The organism is Mesorhizobium sp. NZP2077, from assembly GCF_013170805.1.
In the GTDB taxonomy this organism is placed as follows: Bacteria; Pseudomonadota; Alphaproteobacteria; order Rhizobiales; family Rhizobiaceae; genus Mesorhizobium.
In genome coordinates, this window is record NZ_CP051293.1 from 6483575 (window position 1) to 6501569 (window position 17995).

16 protein-coding genes are annotated in these 17995 nt (G+C 63.9%); 6 read left to right on the forward strand and 10 right to left on the reverse strand.

Annotated elements, in window-relative coordinates; genetic code table 11:
• Positions 1–7: 7 nt before the first annotated feature.
• Positions 8–2197, reverse strand: coding sequence for a catalase/peroxidase HPI (gene katG / locus HGP13_RS32055; protein ID WP_172233535.1), 2190 nt, complete (start codon positions 2195–2197; stop codon positions 8–10).
• Positions 2198–2362: 165 nt separating this feature from the next.
• On the opposite strand from katG, the gene HGP13_RS32060 reads away from it, so the two are divergent.
• Positions 2363–3271, forward strand: a complete 909-nt coding sequence (locus HGP13_RS32060) for a hydrogen peroxide-inducible genes activator (RefSeq protein ID WP_172233538.1) — start codon at positions 2363–2365, stop codon at positions 3269–3271.
• A gap of 84 nt (positions 3272–3355) precedes the next feature.
• On the opposite strand, the gene HGP13_RS32065 is transcribed toward HGP13_RS32060, so the two are convergent.
• On the reverse strand, positions 3356–3880 hold the full coding sequence (locus HGP13_RS32065) for a hypothetical protein (protein ID WP_172233541.1): 525 nt from the start codon (positions 3878–3880) through the stop codon (positions 3356–3358).
• 98 nt (positions 3881–3978) lie between these two features.
• Between HGP13_RS32065 and HGP13_RS32070 the strand changes: the two genes are divergently transcribed.
• A complete protein-coding gene (locus tag HGP13_RS32070) occupies positions 3979–4887 on the forward strand; it encodes a LysR family transcriptional regulator (protein WP_172233544.1) in 909 nt (302 codons plus the stop codon).
• Positions 4888–4933: 46 nt separating this feature from the next.
• Here the strand turns inward: HGP13_RS32070 and HGP13_RS32075 are convergent, their stop codons facing one another.
• The 5 genes from HGP13_RS32075 to hisS form a co-directional block, all read right to left on the reverse strand.
• On the reverse strand, positions 4934–6037 hold the full coding sequence (locus tag HGP13_RS32075; protein ID WP_172233547.1) for a calcium:proton antiporter: 1104 nt from the start codon (positions 6035–6037) through the stop codon (positions 4934–4936).
• Positions 6038–6222: 185 nt separating this feature from the next.
• The gene (locus HGP13_RS32080) at positions 6223–7995 is read right to left on the reverse strand and encodes an AMP-binding protein (RefSeq protein ID WP_172233550.1); all 1773 of its coding nucleotides are present in this window, start codon (positions 7993–7995) and stop codon (positions 6223–6225) included.
• A gap of 190 nt (positions 7996–8185) precedes the next feature.
• Complete coding sequence (gene hisG / locus HGP13_RS32085) at positions 8186–8887, reverse strand: ATP phosphoribosyltransferase (RefSeq protein WP_172233553.1); 702 nt, start codon at positions 8885–8887, stop codon at positions 8186–8188.
• Entirely contained in the window at positions 8884–10005 is a 1122-nt protein-coding gene (locus HGP13_RS32090; protein WP_172233556.1) for an ATP phosphoribosyltransferase regulatory subunit, read from the reverse strand. The genes hisG and HGP13_RS32090 overlap by 4 nt, the downstream gene beginning before the upstream one ends.
• Positions 10006–10016: 11 nt before the next feature.
• On the reverse strand, positions 10017–11513 hold the full coding sequence (gene hisS, locus HGP13_RS32095) for a histidine--tRNA ligase (protein WP_172233559.1): 1497 nt from the start codon (positions 11511–11513) through the stop codon (positions 10017–10019).
• Positions 11514–11762: 249 nt separating this feature from the next.
• Here hisS and HGP13_RS32100 point away from each other — a divergent pair, with 249 nt between their 5' ends.
• Positions 11763–12014: a hypothetical protein gene (locus HGP13_RS32100; protein WP_172233562.1), complete on the forward strand. Its 252-nt coding sequence runs from the start codon at positions 11763–11765 to the stop codon at positions 12012–12014.
• A 161-nt stretch (positions 12015–12175) separates the two neighbouring features.
• Positions 12176–12439: a hypothetical protein gene (locus HGP13_RS32105; RefSeq protein WP_246707194.1), complete on the forward strand. Its 264-nt coding sequence runs from the start codon at positions 12176–12178 to the stop codon at positions 12437–12439.
• A 3-nt stretch (positions 12440–12442) separates the two neighbouring features.
• On the opposite strand, the gene HGP13_RS32110 is transcribed toward HGP13_RS32105, so the two are convergent.
• Positions 12443–13081 (reverse strand): DNA-3-methyladenine glycosylase I, encoded by a 639-nt coding sequence (locus HGP13_RS32110; RefSeq protein ID WP_172233565.1) that lies wholly within the window; start codon positions 13079–13081, stop codon positions 12443–12445.
• Positions 13082–13296: 215 nt separating this feature from the next.
• On the opposite strand from HGP13_RS32110, the gene HGP13_RS32115 reads away from it, so the two are divergent.
• Positions 13297–14037 carry a L,D-transpeptidase gene (locus HGP13_RS32115; RefSeq protein WP_172233568.1) on the forward strand — a complete coding sequence of 247 codons (741 nt, stop codon included), beginning with the start codon at positions 13297–13299 and terminating at the stop codon, positions 14035–14037.
• 264 nt (positions 14038–14301) lie between these two features.
• Complete coding sequence (locus HGP13_RS32120) at positions 14302–15222, forward strand: bifunctional 5,10-methylenetetrahydrofolate dehydrogenase/5,10-methenyltetrahydrofolate cyclohydrolase (protein ID WP_172233571.1); 921 nt, start codon at positions 14302–14304, stop codon at positions 15220–15222.
• Positions 15223–15399: 177 nt separating this feature from the next.
• Here the strand turns inward: HGP13_RS32120 and glcF are convergent, their stop codons facing one another.
• Both glcF and HGP13_RS32130 read right to left on the reverse strand, forming a co-directional pair.
• A complete protein-coding gene (gene glcF, locus HGP13_RS32125; protein ID WP_172233574.1) occupies positions 15400–16725 on the reverse strand; it encodes a glycolate oxidase subunit GlcF in 1326 nt (441 codons plus the stop codon).
• Positions 16726–16735: 10 nt separating this feature from the next.
• The gene (locus tag HGP13_RS32130) at positions 16736–17941 is read right to left on the reverse strand and encodes an FAD-binding protein (RefSeq protein WP_172233577.1); all 1206 of its coding nucleotides are present in this window, start codon (positions 17939–17941) and stop codon (positions 16736–16738) included.
• Positions 17942–17995 lie beyond the last annotated feature (54 nt).

A 17995-nucleotide genomic window follows, 5' to 3' on the forward strand; every position in this document is an offset into this window, starting at 1 on the left:
GCCCGGATCAGCCGGCGATGTCGAAGCGGTCGGCGTTCATCACCTTGGTCCAGGCCACGACGAAGTCTTTCGCGAACTTCGCTTTGGCATCCGCTGTCGCATAGACTTCGGCGAGAGCACGCAGCTGCGAGTGCGAACCGAAGATCAGGTCGGCGCGGGTGCCGGTCCACTTGACTTCGCCGGTCTTGCGGTCGCGGCCTTCGAACACGTCCTTGGTATCAGACGTCGCCTTCCACTCCGTGCCCATGTCGAGCAGGTTGACGAAGAAGTCGTTGCTCAGCGTTTCCGGCTGCGTGGTGAAGACGCCATGCTTCGACTGCCCGGCATTGGCGCCGAGAACGCGCAGGCCGCCGACGAGAACGGTCAGCTCAGGCGCGGTCAGCGTCAGCAACTGCGCACGATCGACCAGCGCCTCCTCTACCGTCTGGCGCTGCGTGCCGCTGACATAGTTGCGGAAGCCGTCAATGGTCGGCTCCAGCGGCGCGAAGGAATGGATGTCGGTCTGCTCCTGCGAGGCGTCCATGCGGCCCGGCCAGAACGGAACCTCGACACTATGGCCGGCGGCCTTCTCGATTGCCGCATTGCCGCCGAGAACGATCAGGTCGGCAAGCGAGACCTTCTTGCTGCCGGTCTGCGAGGCGTTGAAGTCCTTCTGGATCGCTTCGAGCTTGTCGAGCACCTTGGCAAGTTGGGCCGGCTGGTTGATCGCCCAGTCCTTCTGCGGGCTGAGGCGGATGCGCGCGCCATTGGCGCCGCCGCGCTTGTCGGAACCACGGAAGGTCGAGGCCGATGCCCATGCCGTCGAGACCAGTTGCGACACCGACAGGCAGGAGGCCAGGATCCTTGCCTTGAGGGCCGCCGCGTCCTGCTCGTCGATCAGCACATGATCGACCGCCGGGATGATGTCCTGCCAGGGCAGTTCTTCCTTGGGCACCAACGGGCCGAGATAACGCACGACCGGACCCATGTCGCGGTGGGTCAGCTTGTACCAGGCGCGGGCGAAGGCGTCGGCGAACTGATCCGGATTCTCATGGAAACGCCGCGAGATCGTCTCGTAGGAGGGATCGAAGCGCAGGGCCAGATCGCTGGTCAGCATTGCGGGCGCATGGCGCTTGGCCGGATTGTGCGCATCGGGCACGGTGCCGGCGCCGGCACCGCCCTTGGGCGTCCACTGATGCGCGCCGGCCGGGCTCTTGGTCAGTTCCCAATCGAAGCCGAACAGATTGTCGAAGAAGTCGTTGCTCCACTTGGTCGGCGTCGTCGTCCAGGTCACTTCCAGGCCGCTGCCGATGGCGTCGCCGCCCTTGCCGGTGCCGAACTTGTTGGCCCAGCCGAGGCCCTGCTGCTCGATGTCAGCGCCTTCCGGCTCCACACCGACCAGTGCGGCATCGCCGGCACCGTGGGTTTTGCCGAATGTGTGGCCGCCAGCGATGAGAGCGACGGTTTCCTCGTCGTTCATGGCCATGCGGGCGAAAGTGTCCCTGATATCGCGCGCCGAGGCCAGCGGATCAGGCTTGCCGTTCGGCCCTTCCGGGTTCACGTAGATCAAACCCATCTGCACGGCGCCGAGGGGGTTCTGCAGGTCGCGATCGCCGCTGTAGCGCTCGTCGGCCAGCCACTTGCCTTCAGGGCCCCAGTAGACGTCCTGCTCGGGCTCCCACACATCGGCGCGGCCGCCGGCAAAGCCGAAGGTCTTGAAGCCCATCGATTCCAGCGCGACGTTGCCGGTCAGGATCATAAGGTCGGCCCAGGAGATCTTGCGGCCATATTTCTGCTTGATCGGCCACAAGAGCCGGCGGGCCTTGTCGAGGTTGACGTTGTCCGGCCAGCTGTTGAGCGGCGCGAAGCGCTGCTGGCCGGCCCCGGCGCCGCCGCGGCCGTCGGCGATGCGGTAGGTGCCGGCGCTGTGCCAAGCCATGCGGATGAACAACGGTCCGTAATGGCCGAAATCGGCCGGCCACCATTCCTGCGAATCCGTCATCAGCGCATGCAGGTCCTTGATGACGGCGTCGAGGTCGAGGCTCTTGAATTCCTCGGCATAGTCGAACGCCTCGCCCATCGGGTCGGACAGGGACGATTGCTGGTGCAGGATCTGGACATTCAGCTGGTTCGGCCACCAGTCGCGATTGGCCCGGCCGGCGGATCCATGCGCCACAGGGCATTTGCCCGCGCTGTTGTCGTCGGTTTTCGCGTCCATCTTCAGTCTCCGATTTTGCCGAATTTTGATATTTGCCAAGATTTGGGGGAGGGCTCAGTGGCCGCACCGTCTTGGAATGATTCCAGACTAGGCCGTATTCGCGATAAAAACAAATTGCCTTTCCTGTTCTGTTCGATAGGATTTTCTTATGAAAGGCTTGACCGCATGATAGGCTTGACCGTTCGCCAGATGCACTATTTCGACGCGCTGGCGCAGACGCTGCATTTCGGGCGCGCCGCAAAACTCGCCGGTGTCAGCCAGCCGGCGCTGTCCTCGCAGATCGCTGAAATGGAGCAGCGGCTGAACTGCCGGCTGTTCGAGCGTGGCGGCAAGTCGGTCCGCATGACCGACGAGGCATCAGCGCTGTTGCCGCGCATCGAGCGGATCCTGGCCGACATACGCGATGTCGAAACGACGGCGAGGCGCGGCCGCACGGCCATGGAAGGGCGCTTCCGGCTGGGCATCATCCCAACCGTCGCGCCTTATCTTCTGCCGCGCGCTTTGCCCGAGCTGAAAAAACATTTCCCCGCCTTGCAGCTCGAACTGCGCGAGGCGGTCACCGCCGCCCTGGTCGAGGATATCGCATCGCGAAAGCTCGACGCCTTCATCGCAGCCCTTCCGCTCGACCATCCCGGCCTGGTCACCGAGGCGCTTTTTTCCGACCGGTTCTTCCTCGCCGTGCCGGCTGGCGATCCAGCCTTCGCCTCGCCACCGGTGCCGCCCGAAAGCCCGGCGCTGGAAAGGCTGATGCTGCTCGAGGAAGGCCATTGCCTGCGCGAACAGGCGCTCGCCGTCTGCGGTAATGTGCGGCCGGTGGCGATGGCAAGCTACGGCGCGACCAGCCTGACCACGCTGTTGCAAATGGTGGCGCATGGGCTCGGCGTCACACTGATCCCCGAAATGGCGACAGGCCCTGCCGGCACAATCCCCGACCTGAAGATCGTGCCGTTCCAGGAACCGATGCCGCAACGCATGATCTGCCTTGCCTGGCGGCGGAATAATGCAAGGCATGGCGAGTGCGTGGAACTGGCGAAGATTGTACGCGGGCTGGGTGCGGCGGTGCTGGCGGCGTGAAACCAGGCGTCACAGAACCCGCTACAGTAACTCGCGGGTTCTCGGCGATTTCAGGCTGGCGATCATCTCACGCTCCCAGATAAGCTAGGAAGCGGTCGCATCACCTGTGATGGCGCGAGGCGCGTTCTGGTGCGGTCGTACCAGAATATAGAATGCGGCGATGTGCGTGATCATCAGCAACGGCACGTAGATGATCGGGATCGCGTAGGTCGCGCCCAGCAGCCCCGCATGGGCAGGAAGGTCGGCCTGGATGGCGTGGTAATAGTCGACCATGAGTTCGACCGTCCCGACGACATTGAAGGCGACGACGAACGGCCAGAAGAGCTGGCGTATCCGCACCGTGATCAGCGCCAGCAGGGCCAGCACCCCGGTTGCGAAGTCGCCATAGGCGGCAAAGGTGGCGAAGCTTGCGGGCAGATCGGGGCTGACGACGCCCGGAAGGATGAAGACGAGCCCGAAGAAGCGGAAGCTGTGCAGCGTGGCGATGGCGCGTTGCGCCGCGAGCCGTTCCATCGAGATCAGCCAAGGCCAGATGTACGCGCTGAGGCAAAGCAGCCATGCGACGTAGCCTAGGACGAGGTGGGTCTGGAACAGTATTTCCGTAGGCATTTGGCCTCCTGTCGGCAGCTGGCGCGCGGCCCCTTGCTTCAGGCGATTACCTAAACCCGCTTCCATAGTTCGACTAGCCGCTGTAATCACTACAACCTATGAAGCACAGCTACACAGTGCGGCACGGGGCACTGGAGGGCGTCGAGGTGTTCCTGGCCGTCGCCAGGCGCCGCAACTTCCGCCGCGCCGCCGCCGATCTCGGTGTGACGCCATCGGCCGTGAGCCAGGCGGTGCGCGCGCTGGAGGCCCGCATCGGCGCGGCGCTGTTTGTACGCACGACGCGCAGTGTCGGCCTGACCGAGGCCGGTCAGCGGTTCCTCGACCGTGCCGGCCCTGCCTTCGAGGAAATCGTCGCCGCCGGCGAGGCTACGCGTGATATCGGCCAGCGGCCGACCGGCCTACTGCGCCTGTCGGTGCCCCGCGCCGTAGTGCCGTTGATCCTAGAGCCGGTGATTGCGTCATTCTGCCAGGCCTATCCTGAAGTCGAACTGGAGATCGCCGCGAGCGACGAGATGGTCGATCTGGCGACCGGCGGCTTCGATGCCGGCATTCGTCTTGGCCAGTTCATTGCCACCGACATGGTCGCGGTGCGGCTGACCCCGTCGTTCCGATTCGTTGTCGTCGCTAGTCCTGACTATCTCGAGCGCCATGGCCGCCCAGAGCGTGTCGACGACTTGCGCCATCATACCTGCTTGCGCCTGCGCCGTTCGAACGGCGCCATTGCGCCCTGGACGTTCGTCGACGGCAACGAGGCGATCGAGGCCATGGTCTCAGGCCCGCTTATCGCGCACGACTACCCTACGCTGCTCGGGGCCGCGATGCGTGGGATCGGGCTGGCGCAAATCCCTCGACCCGTCGCCGAAGGTCCGATAGGCCAGCGAAAACTCGAGCCGGTGCTGGACAATATCGCCGCGACGACGCCAGGCGTCTTCCTCTATCATCCCGGCAAGCGCCAGATCCTGCCGAAGCTGCGCGCCTTCATCGACCACCTCAAATCCGGGGTCTGAGGCAGTGAAGGATGTCTCCCTTGGCGCTTCGCTTGCACCAAAGCTTTCATGGTATAAATATCAGAAATATATAGGTAAAAAATACTACAAGATGGACCATTCCGGTCAAGAACGTCGTTCTTTCAGTGCTGAAGCTTACATTGCATATGAAAAGCGCCAAGACCAAAAGGACCGCATCAGCAGCCGGCAGCCCCAGGGTCAGTCCTCTCCCCGTCAGCAGGCTGGCGACTGCGACTGCCGGTATTGTCAGGCCGATCGTGGCGCAAGCCGAACCCATCGCGACATTCAAGCCGCGCTGCAGCTCGTTGTTGAGTGAAGCACGCACCGCCGAAATGGCCTCCGGCATCAACACCAACCCAGCGATCATTGCCCCGACAATGCTGTCAGTCTGGGTCACCTGGTAGGCAACGAGCGTATCTTCGACGCTTGCCGCGACCTGCTCGGCGAGCATGACAATTCCGATCAGCCCGGCCACCAGCAGCAGAGCGCTGGCGGAGATGTTCTCGCGAGGGGCAGTGCGCACCGAAACGTCGTGTGGTTGTCCCTGGATGAAATCTTCCCGGTGGCGGACGGTCTGCGCGAACACGAAGCTTGCATAGAGCAGCACTGAAAGGACGCTGACGAAACCAAGTTGGGCTGCCGAAAACGTGCCGGGATCCGTGGTCTGGGTGTAGGTCGGCAGAATAAGCGTCATGACGGTCAGCGCGACCAGAACCGCCAGATAGGCACTGGTCCCTTGCCGCACGATGGCCTGCTTGCGATGACGCCAGCCGCCAAGCGCGAGACACATGCCGACAACGCCGGTGGATGTGATCATCACCGTCGAGAAGACGGACTCGCGTGCCAGCGTCGGGTTGTTCTCTCCATGCAGCATCATGGAAACAATGATCGACACTTCGATTGCCGTTACGGCAAACGTCAGCACCAGCGTGCCGTACGGCTCCCCTACCCGCCGAGCTACCGCCTCGGCGTGGTCGAGCACCACGAAAATGGTGACAAACATGATCGCACACGACAGTGCACCGACTAGGATCCTGGTGCTCGGCGAACCCTGGTCCACCGACAGCCCGCTGGCTCTGACCGCGACAGCCATCACCAGCGCAGCGAGGGGCATAGCGTAGGAAATCGCCGATCGTCCGAAACCAGTCATTCAAGCCCCCATGTGTTTCTGCGAACCTTGCGGAAAGCCTGTGGGGAGTCATCGCAAAGCCGGCAAGCCCATCGCCCGGCGTTCGATTCCGGCAAAGGACACCGACCTGCGGCTCCTGAAGATGCCGCAAGGTCGCGCGACCTTGGCATTATTGAGCGCAACGACAAAATCGAGGCGCCCACCCCTCACGCCGTCTTCTGCGCCACCAGCCCCAGCTCTGCCACCATCGCCTCCCGCATCAAAAACTTCTGCGGCTTGCCGGTCACCGTCATCGGCAATTCGGTGCGGAAACGGATGTGGCGGGGGATCTTGTAGTGGGCGATCTGGCCGGCGCAGAAGTTCTTGATCTCCTGCTCGGTGGCGATCTGGTTGGGCTTGAGCACGATCCAGGCGCACAGCTCCTCGCCATATTTGGCGTCGGGAATGCCGAACACCTGCACCTCCCTGACCTTGGGATGGCGGTAGAGGAACTCCTCGACCTCCCTGGGATAGACGTTCTCGCCGCCGCGGATGACCATGTCCTTGACCCGACCGACGATGTTGCAATAGCCCTCGCCATCGATGGTGGCGAGGTCGCCGGTGTGCATCCAGCCGTCGCTGTCGATCGCCTCGCGGGTCTTCTCCTCGTCGTCCCAATAGCCCTTCATCACCGAATAGCCGCGTGTGCAGAGTTCGCCCGGCGCGCCGACCGCAACGGTGGCGCCGTCGGCATCGATGGCCTTGACCTCGACATGCGGGTGCACGCGGCCCACGGTAGAGACGCGCTTTTCCAGGGGATCGTCGACGCCGCTCTGGAAGGACACCGGGCTGGTCTCGGTCATGCCGTAGGCGATGGTCACCTCCGACATGTGCATCAGCGATACCACTTTCTTCATCACCTCGATCGGGCATGGCGAGCCGGCCATGATGCCGGTGCGCAGGCTGGAAAGGTCGAAGGTCGCGAAATCGGCATGATCGAGCGTGCCGACGAACATGGTCGGCACGCCGTAGAGGCCGGTGCAGCGCTCCTGCGCCACGGCTTTCAGCGTCGCACCGGGGTCGAAGCCCTCGCCCGGGAAAACCATGGTCGCGCCCTTCGACACGCAGCCCATCGTGCCCATCGACATGCCGAAGCAGTGATAGAGCGGCACCGGGATGCAGAGCCGGTCGTCGACGGTAAGCTTGATCGCCGAGGTGACGAAATTGCCGTTGTTGACGATGTTATGGTGCGTCAGCGTCGCGCCTTTCGGCGCGCCCGTCGTGCCCGAGGTGAACTGGATGTTGATCGCGTCGTTCGGCTTCAGCCCCTCGGAAATGCGGTCGAGGCTGTCATGCTCATCGCGGCCGGCCATGGCCAGCACGTCGGCGAAATTGAACATGCCTGGCGAATTGTCCTCGCCCATGCGGATGACGATCTTCAGATCAGGCAATTTTTGCGCCTTGAGCTTGCCGGGCACGGCCTTCGTGATCTCCGGCGCCAGCGTCTCGATCATGCCGAGATAGTCCGAGGTCTTGAAGCTGGCCGCGGTGACGAGCGCCTTGCAGCCGACCTTGTTCAGCGCATAGTCGAGTTCGGTCAGCCGGTAGGCCGGGTTGATGTTGACCAGGATCAGGCCGATGCGGGCGGTGGCGAATTGCGTCACCAGCCACTCCCAGCGGTTGGGCGACCAGATGCCGACGCGGTCACCTTTTTCAAGGCCCAGCGCCAGGAAGCCGGCGGCCAGCGCATCCACCGTGTCCGACAGTTCGCTCCAGGTGAAGCGCTTGTCCTGACCGACGAAGACGGCGGCATCTTGGGTGGCGTATTTGCTGGCGGTGTCGGAGAACAGTGCAGGGATTGTCTTGTCGAGCAACGGCACCTTGCGCTCGCCCGACACATGCGCCCGGCCATCGACGGGTGCGATAAAGACGCTGCCGGCGCGCGCGCCGCGGCCGCGCAGATTTGTGGCGTTCTTCAGCTCGTCGAGATTGACCGGCATCGCTGTTTCCTCCCAGGCGCGCCCGAGTCTATCAGCCCGGCGAGGCAGTGGAAATCCTGTCGATGGTCGATCCCTCCCCCTCGAGGGGAGGGTGGACAGCCGCCGAACGGCGGATGGACGGATGGGGTCCTTGCGGCAGTGCTCGACGTGGGACGACCCCACCCGCCTCGCTTCGCGAGGCACCCTCCCCTCATGGAAGAGGGAGGGCGCTCATCTTCTTGACAATGTCGCGCAAGATGGCTTCGTCGCCTGCGGGGCGAGCTTTCTTCGACGCCACCAGACAGCCCTGCGACTTCAGCACAACGCCATCACCCAGCACCTTGAGGTGGTTGGCGCGCAGCGTCGAGCCGGTGCTGGTGATGTCGACGATGACGTCGGCAAGTCCCGCCGCCGGCGCGCCTTCGGTGGCACCCAAGCTCTCGACAATGCGATAGACCTGGATGCCGTGCTTTTGCGAAAAGAATTGCTGCGTCAGCCGCCAGTATTTGGTGGCGATGCGCAGCCGCCTGCCATGGCGCTGGCGGAAATCGGCGGCGACGTCGTCGAGATCGGCCATGGTGTCGACATCGAGCCAGATTTCGGGCACCGCCACCACAACATCGGCGTGGCCGAAGCCGAGACGGGCAACAATTTCGGCGCGGGCTTCCCAGTCGGCGAGGTTTTCCCGGACCAGGTCCTCGCCGGTGATGCCGAGATCGACCGCGCCCTGGCCGATCTCGCCCGATATTTCCGAAGCCGACAGGAAGGCGACCTCGACATTATCCAGCCCCTCGACGCGGGCGTGATATTTGCGCTCGTCGCCGGGCAGGCTGATGGCGAGGCCGGCTTTGGCCAGCACTTCCAGCGCCTGTTCTTTCAGCCGGCCTTTCGACGGGATCGCCAGCGTGATCATGGTGCCGTCTCCCGCAACGCTTCGATGCGGTCGAGCCAGACGGAAAAACCGACGCCGGGAATGGCGGTCTTGGCGCCAAGCAGCGTCAGCAGCCGGTCGTAGCGGCCGCCGCCGGCCAGGGGACGCTCGCCATCCTGCACCGCGATTTCAAAGACCACACCCGTGTAGTAATCGAGCGGACGGCCGAAGGCGGCGTCGTAGCGGATTTTTCCGGCCGGCAAGCCATGCGCCCCGATCGCCATGGCGCGGGCCGCGAATTTTTCCAGTGCGGCGCCCAGGGAAAGCCCGGCTCCAGCGGCGAAGCTCTCCAGCGCCTGCGTCGCGCCATCGAGCGGCACGTCGATCGCCAGGAAATTCTTCAACGCCGCGAAGGCCTCGTTGGACAGCCGTACGCTGCGCAATTCGGCTTTCTCGATCAATCGCCGCGCGATGTCTGTGGGCGAGCGCCCGCCGGATGCCGACAGGCCGGCCTCCTCCATGCCGCCGGCGATGTGGGCGGAAAGACCTTCAAGATCACCATCGAGGACAAGCGCCGCAACCTCGCCGGCAAGCTGGCCGTTGCGCGGTGGGTTGGCGAGGTCCGCAAGTGCCGCCTGCAACATGGGCGCCGAGCCGAAGGCACGCGCCAGCCGCATGCGCCAGCCGCGCGGCAGGCCAAGCGCCGCCAGCACTGCTTCGAAGATGCCCTGGTCGCCAAGGGTAACCGCCAGCGCCTGGCCCGGCAGCACCAGCGACAGCAGCGCATGCGCGTCGGCCACGGAGCGGGCATCGGCTTCAGCCGTATCGCGGTCGCCGAGATCCTCGATACCGGCCTGGAAGAATTCGTTGCCGCCTTCGCGGCGCTGGCGAAACACCTCGCCGAGATAGGAATAACGGCGCGGCGTGCCGGCCTGCGAACTTATGTGGTCGAGACAGACCGGAATGGTGAATTCCGGCCGCAGGCAGAGTGTCTGCCCGGTCTCGCTTTCGGTGAGGAAGATGCGGCGGCGCAAATCCTCGCCGGCCATGTCGAGGAACGGGTCCGCCGGCTGCAGGATGGCGACCTCGACCGCGAGCGTGTTGCGGGTAGCGAAGAGGCCAGTGATGTCGGCTGCGATGGCGGGGTAGCGGGAGGTCACTGGCCGAGCTCTTATTTCGCGCGATCAGCAGCCTGCGCCGCCAGGATCTTCTTCACCTCGGCAACCAATTCGCTTTCCGCCACCGTCACCTGCGCTGGGCGCGCGGCGCGCCATTCGGCGTTGTCGGTGATTTCCGCCGACATGCGCGCGCCTTCGATCAGGTCCTTGATCTGCAGCTCGCCCTTGGCGCGCTCGTCACCGCCCTGGATGATTGCGACCGGGCAGTTTCGCCGGTCGGCATATTTGAGCTGCGCCTTCATGCCGGCGCCGCCGAGATACATTTCGGACCGGATGCCGGCGGCGCGCAGTTTGCCGACCATTTTCTGGTAGCGGCCGAGGCTATCGGTGTCCTTGTCCATCACCAGCACGACGACCGGCGCGATCACATCAGTGCTGTCAAGCTTGCCGAGGTTCTTCAGCGCCGTCATCAACCTGCTGACGCCGATGGAGAAACCCGTCGCCGGCACCGGCTCGCTACGGAAGCGCGAGACCAGACCGTCATAGCGACCGCCGCCGCCGACCGAGCCGAAGCGCACGATCTGGCCATCCTCATTGGGGATTTCCGCCAGCAGTTCGGCCTCAAGGACGGGGCCGGTGTAATATTCGAGACCACGCACCACCGAGCGGTCCATGGCGATGCGATCTTCACCGTATCCCGCCGCCCGGACCAGGGCTTCGATTGTCGCCAATTCGCTGACGCCTTCCTGGTAGGTCGCGTTCGAATTGACGCTGGAATCCTGGCCGGCCTGTATAGTTCTCGCAGTTGCTTGAAGAACGGCCTCGGCTTGCCCATTGTTCAACCCAGCGCCCTTGGCGAAGTCGCCCTCGCCTTCCTTGCCGCCATCCCAGCGCCCCGGCCCAAGAAGAAGCCTCACGCCTTCCGCCCCGAGCTTGTCCAGCTTGTCGATCGCGCGCAGCACCGTCAGCCGGCGTCCGGCGTTCTCCTCGCCGCCAAGACCGATTGCTTCCAACACGCCGTCCAGCACCTTGCGGTTGTTGACGCGGATGACGTAGTCGCCGCGCTTGATGCCGAGCGCTTCCATGACGTCGGCCATCATCATCGCCATTTCGGCGTCGGCGGCGACGCCCGGCGTGCCGATCGTGTCGGCGTCGAACTGCATGAACTGGCGGAAGCGGCCGGGGCCGGGCTTCTCGTTGCGGAACACCCAGCCGGAGCGGTAGCTGCGATAGGGTTTCGGCAGGCGCTCGTAATTCTCGGCGACAAAGCGCGCCGTCGGCGCGGTCAGGTCGTAGCGCAGCGACAGCCACTGCTCGTCATCGTCCTGGAAGGAGAACACGCCTTCGTTCGGCCGGTCCTGGTCGGGCAGGAATTTTCCCAGCGCATCGGTGTATTCGATCAACGGCTGGTCGGCCGGTTCGAAACCATAAAGCTCATAGACCGAGCGGATCGTCGTCATCATCTTCTCGACGGCGCGGATGTCCTCGGCGCTGCGGTCGGCAAAACCGCGCGGCAGCCGCGCTTTCGTCTTTTCCGATTTGTCGGCCATGAGATGAGCACCCGGTGTTTCGTGGCGCTGCGTGGATAGGAAATTTCCCATTCCGCAGCGCGCGTTTCCTAACCGATGCAGCCGGGAGCGGCAAGGGTCGGCACCTCGCACCATGCCCGGTGAGAACAGGAGGAGTCGAACCACCTTGAAACAGAAACGCGCCGAAAATGAAACAATCCCGCCATCAGCACGGCATCGTGCCGACACAATCGCAACCGATATAGCGCAGGATATGAAGGGGTTCGGGACATGACCAGCGCAGTGAAATTCCATGCCAACAGCGATGCCGGCGCGTTGCCAGCACGCCTGCGTCCGGCCGGCACCCATGCGCCGAAAATGGTTGGCCAGGCTGCCGGACCGTTCGATGTACCTGAAGACACCGGCAAGGGGTCTTCCCTGCGCGATGCGCTGGTGACCGGCCTGCTGGTGATTTATCCGACCGTGGCCACGGTGGCGGCGATCGTCGCCGGACTGTTCCTGGCCAGCGTCAACGGCACCTGAAACTTCTTTCCATATTTTCTTGATCGGGGGATTGAGCATGCGAGTGGCTACGCATATGCGCTTGGCTGCGCATTTTTACTCGGGTTAGCCAATCCGGCCAGTGCCGGCGGCTGCAAGGCGGGCGAAGCCGGCCTTGCCGGGCACTACTATCGCGTGGCGTCATGGAGGTCGGCTCCGAACTGCTGCTCAGGAAAGACGGCAGCTTCGAGTTCATGCTGGCCTACGGCGCCAACGACCAGTACGGCAAGGGCTGCTGGGTGAAGAAGGGATCGACCGTCGAGGTCATTCCGGCCGGCCGCAGTTCGGCATCAACGGACCACATGCCCGACGACAGCGGTCTTGGCGGACTGGTGCTGACCATTTCCGGCCGCAGCCTGGTGTGGGACATCAATGGCAGCGGACACAAGGGACGGTTCGAGAAATGAGCCCTATTTCGGTCGTTTGAAAGCCTTCCTCTCCTTCTCGACCTGCTTGCGGCAGACACAGCCCTCGAGATGGTCGTTGACCAGGCCCATGGCCTGCATAAAGGCGTAGACCGTGGTCGGGCCGACAAAACTCCAGCCGCGCTTCTTCAATTCCTTCGAAATCCGGGTCGAAACCGCCGTCGTCGGGTTGGCGCGCAGATGCGCGAGGTCGACGATCCTGGGCCTCTCGTCCTTGCCGGGTTCGAACCTCCAGAACCAGGCGGCGAGCGAGCCGAACTCATCGACCATTTCGCGCGCGCGTTTGGCGTTGTTGATGGTCGAGACGATCTTGCCGCGATGACGGATGATGCCGGCATTGCCGAGCAGGCGCTCGATATCCTTGTCGGTGAAAGCGGCGACCTTGTCGAAGTCGAAGCCGGCGAAGGCCTCGCGAAAATTCTCGCGCTTGCGCAAAATGGTCAGCCACGACAGTCCCGACTGAAACCCTTCGAGGCAGATCTTTTCGAACAGCCTGCGGTCGTCGGCCACCGGCCGGCCCCATTCATGATCATGATAGTGTAGATAGTCGGGCAGGTTGCCGTGCCAGAAGCAGCGCGCGACACCGTCGGGACCGGCAAGCAGGCCGGTGTTTTCATTGCTCATTCGCAAAAATCCATCCGTTAACGCGCTTTTGCGCTGCATTTACTGTGGCTTTACCAGATTCCTGAACCCGGCGGTAACCACACCAAAAGGTTTACTGACACTTCCGCATTTTACGCATTCCGATTCATGTTTCGGTTGCTGCTTGCACGCCAATGATCGCTGAACCGGGCGTCGTTTCCACCCGGTTGTATCAAGACGATCAAGGTGCGTTCCCGATGAAGAGAGTTTTGTTTTCCGTGCTCGGCGCCGTGGCAGTGTTTGCCGGCGTCACACCTTCCGCCGCTGGCGACCGTTATGCCGACAGGCCGCCGGTGATGGTGAGCCCCGACCTTTCCGCCCCCTGGGTGCTGCAGCTTGGCAATGCGCCCGGCATCGTACGGCAGAATCGCCAAGTCGTGCAGCAGCCGCGCCTGCGCTATGCGCAACCGGCGCAGCCGGACCGCGTGCAGACGGCGGCCGTACAGGCGCCGGCCAAGCGCATGGTCATGCGCCCGCAGATCAACCCGATCTACCTTCCGCAGGAAGTCGCCTATGACGGCCCGCAGAAGCCGGGCACGATCGTCATCGACACGACGCAGAATTTCCTCTTTCTCATCGAGAAGAACGGCAAGGCACGGCGCTATGGCGTCGGCACCGGCAAGCCCGGCTTCGAGTGGTCGGGCACCCACAAGATCACCAACAAGCGCGAGTGGCCGGACTGGCGTCCGCCGGCGGAGATGATCAAGCGCGAGGCCGCCAAGGGCCGCTATCTGCCGACCTATCTGGCCGGCGGCATGGAGAACCCGCTCGGCGCCCGCGCGCTCTACATCGGCACCACCGAATATCGTATCCACGGCACCAACCAGCCCTGGACGATCGGCGGCGCGGTGTCGTCAGGCTGCATCCGCATGCGCAACGAAGACGTGGTCGACCTCTATGAACGGGTCAATGTCGGAACCACGGTCGAGGTGATATAGTTTTCGCGAATCACCTGATCGGGAAACACATCGTTTCCCGAGGTCGGAAGGAATAACGGGGGACGGGCCGTATGGGGATGCGGTCGGTCAAGAAGGGCAGCACGGGAAACCGCGCTGCCCTTCTTTTTTGATCGGCGTCCAGTGCCTGCGACATGGCCCCGCGTCGTTGCGTCGCGCAAAAGGCATGGCGGTTCGCTTTCGTGCTGCCATTTTCGACGGTCTTTTGCTATGTCGGCGCCAACGCAAGAAAAAGAGTCCACCCCCATGTCCCTGTCCGACGACAGCCGCTATCTCAAGGGCGGCCCGGTAGCCCAGCGCATCATCGCCGCCGTGCGCGAGGATGCGGCAATTGCCAAAGCCGAGGGTTTTTCGCCCAAGCTGATCTCGATCACCGTCGGCGACACCGATGCGGTCGACGTCTATGTGCGCAACCAGCGCGCCAAGGCTCAGCTTGCCGGCATCGATTTCGAGGAACGGCGTTTCCCCGCCACCATCACGTCAGGTGAACTGGAGGCGGCCATCCATGGCCTGAACGCCGATCCGCGTGTCACCGGCATCATCATCCAGCGGCCGGTGCCTGGGCATATCCCGATCAGGACGCTGCAGGCGGCCGTGCATCCGCTCAAGGATGTCGAAGGCATGCACCCGGCCTCGATCGGCAACATCGTCTACAACCAGCTCGATCTGGCGCCCTGCACGGCGGCCGCCTCGGTCGAACTGCTCAAGGAGACCGGGCTCGATCTCAAGGGGCTGGAAGTCGTCATCGTCGGCCATTCGGAAATCGTCGGCAAGCCGATCGCCTTCCTGTTGATGAGCGAAGGCGCGACGGTGACGGTCTGCCATCACATGACGCGATCGGTCGCAGCCCATGCGCGCCGTGCCGACGCGCTATTCGTTGCCGTCGGCAAGCCACGGCTGATCAAGGCCGACATGGTCAAGCCCGGTGCCGCCGTCATCGACATCGGCATCAATTCGGAGATCGGCCCGGACGGCACGAGCCGCATCGTCGGCGATGTCGACACTGAAAGCGTGCGCGAGGTCGCCTCGTGGATCACGCCGGTGCCGGGCGGCGTCGGTCCGATCACGGTGGCGATCCTGCTGCGCAACACGATGGTGGCGCTCAGCCGCCAGCGCGCGCTCTATGAGGCGACTTATGGCACGGCGGACAGGCTCGCGGCGGAATAAGATAGGGCCGCGCCAAGGCCCCTCACCCAGCCTCCGCTTCGCTCGGCTGACCTCTCCCCGAGGGGGAGAGGAGACTACGAGCGCCAGCGCTTCCACCTTCTCCCCAGCGGGGAGAAGGTGGCCGCGAACCGGCCAGATGAGGGGGATTGCCGTAACTCTGACAGCGGCAACGCCACGCTACTCAGCCGCTATCAGGTTGCCCTCGGAGACGCCTTCCGGCTTCGGTCCACCATACGCCCAGTCCAGCAGCTTGATCGTGTGCACCACGGGCAGCTTCGCGGCGGACGCGATCTGCGTGATGCAGCCGATGTTGCCGGTGGCGACGATCGAAGCGCCCGTCGCCTCGATGTTTTTCACCTTGCGGTCGCGCAGTTTTGCCGAAATTTCGGGCTGCAGAATGTTGTAGGTGCCGGCCGAACCGCAGCACAGATGGCCCTCGCGCGGCTCGCGCACGATGAAGCCGGCTTTGGCCAGCAGTTCCTTCGGCTGGCGCGTGATCTTCTGGCCGTGCTGCATGGAACATGCCGAGTGATAGGCAACGATGGTGCCGGGCTTGCGCACCGGCTCGGGCATGTCGAAAGCGGCCAGATATTCGGTGATGTCCTTGGCCAGCGCCGAGACGCGCGCGGCCTTGTCGGCATAGGCCGGATCGAGCCGCAGCATGAAGCCATAATCCTTGATCGTCGTGCCACAGCCGGACGCGGTGATGATGATGGCATCGAGCCCGCCCTGATCGATGGCGCGCGTCCAGGCGTCGACATTTTGTCTCGCCGAGGCAAGGGCTGCCTGCTCCCGCCCCATATGATGGACCAATGCGCCGCAGCAGCCCTCGCCCGGCGGTACCACCACCTCGACGCCGAGGCGTGTGAGCAGTGAGATCGTCGTGTCGTTGATGGCGGGATCAAGCACCGATTGCGCGCAGCCGGTGAGGATGGCGACCCGGCCCTTTTTTACCCCCTGCCCGACATGGACGCCCGGCGTGGCCATCGGCGAGGCTGCCGGGATCGAGGCCGGCGCGAGCTTGAGCATGGCGCCGAGCGGTTTTAGGGCCGGGACTTTTTCGAAGACGCCGATGAACGGCTTGCCCAGTTTCGCCAGTTTGAGTGCGGCGCGAAAGCGCGAGGGAAAGGGCAGCACGAAAGCCAGCATGGCGCGGGTCAGGCGGTCGAGCAGCGGCCGTCTGTAGGTTTCCTGGATATGGGCACGCGCGTGGTCGACCAGATGCATGTAGTTGACGCCCGACGGGCAGGTCGTCATGCAGGCGAGGCACGACAGGCAGCGGTCGATATGGGTGACGATCTCCTTGTCGGCCGGGCGGCCGTTTTCCAGCATGTCCTTGATCAGGTAGATGCGCCCGCGGGGCGAATCCAATTCGTTGCCCAATGTCACATAGGTCGGGCAGGTGGCGGTGCAGAAGCCGCAATGCACGCATTTGCGCAGGATCTTTTCCGATTCCGCGACATGCGGATCGGCAAGCTGGGCGGATGAGAAATTGGTCTGCATCGCTGATGTCCTAGGCCATGCGGCCGGGATTGAGGATGTTCTTCGGGTCGAATTCCTGCTTCAGCCGCTGGCTGAGCGCGGCCAGCGCCGGCGCCTGCGGCTCGAAGACAGGCAAAGCGGCGCGATGGGCGGGTGCGGCGCGCACCAGCGTCGCATGCCCGCCGCCATGTTTGCGCAGCAACCCGCGCAGCAAAGCAGCTTCAGGGCCACCCTCTTCCATGCGCAGCCACACCAGCCCACCCTGCCAATCATAGAACGCGCTGACGGCGGCTTGCATACGCAGTGTCAGAACCATCTGATGGCCCTGGGCAGGCGTCATCGACACGCGCCAGACCGGCTTTTCGCTGCCGTCGGCGAAGGGCCTGACATCGCGCACATCGCGCCAGATGAGCTGCGAGGCCTCGCCTGAGATTTCCTCCAGCGGGCCGGCATTGCGGAGCAAGGTCTTCAGCGCGGCGATGCGATAGGCGACGGACGGACCAAAACCTTCGACGCGGAGTAGCGTGGCCGCATCGCTGCCGAGGGCGCCGCCGGCGACACGCGCGGCGATGCGCTCCGGCAGATGGGCAGCGCTCGACACTTCAGCACTCGAGCCGAGCGCCAAGGCCATGGCGGCTGCGGCCGCATCGTCGAGCAAGCCACGGATGGCGAGCGTGACTTCGGTTTCGGCTGACGGCAGCACCTTGAAGGTGACGTCGGTGAAAACGGCCAGCGAGCCCCAGCTGTTAGCCATCAGCTTCGACATGTCGTAGCCGGTGACGTTCTTGACCACGCGGCCACCGGATTTGAAGGCCTCGCCCCGGCCGGAGACGACATTGATGCCGAGGATATGATCGCGCGCAGCACCTGCCTTGAGGCGGCGCGGACCGGAGAGGTTGGCGCCAAGCACGCCACCGATCGTGCCTTTGCCGGGCTCGCCGCCGAACAGCGGGCCATAATCCATCGGCTCGAACGCCAGTTGCTGGTCGTTTTCCGCCAGCAGCTTCTCGATCTCGGCCAGCGGCGTGCCGGCTTTTGCCGACAGCACCAGCTCGGCGGGTTCATAAAGGGTGACGCCGGTGAGTTTCGACAGGTCGAGCGTGTGTTCCGTCTGCAGCGGACGGCCAATGCCGCGCTTGGAGCCGTGACCGAGAATTTCGAGTGGTGACTCTTCCGCCACGGCCCAGGCTACGGAGGAGAGGACTTCATCGGAGGTAGTTGGGGTGAAGGTGGTCATGGCCTATCCTAGTTCCTCTCCCCCGCTTTGCGGGGGCGAGGAACCCCCGTTCTG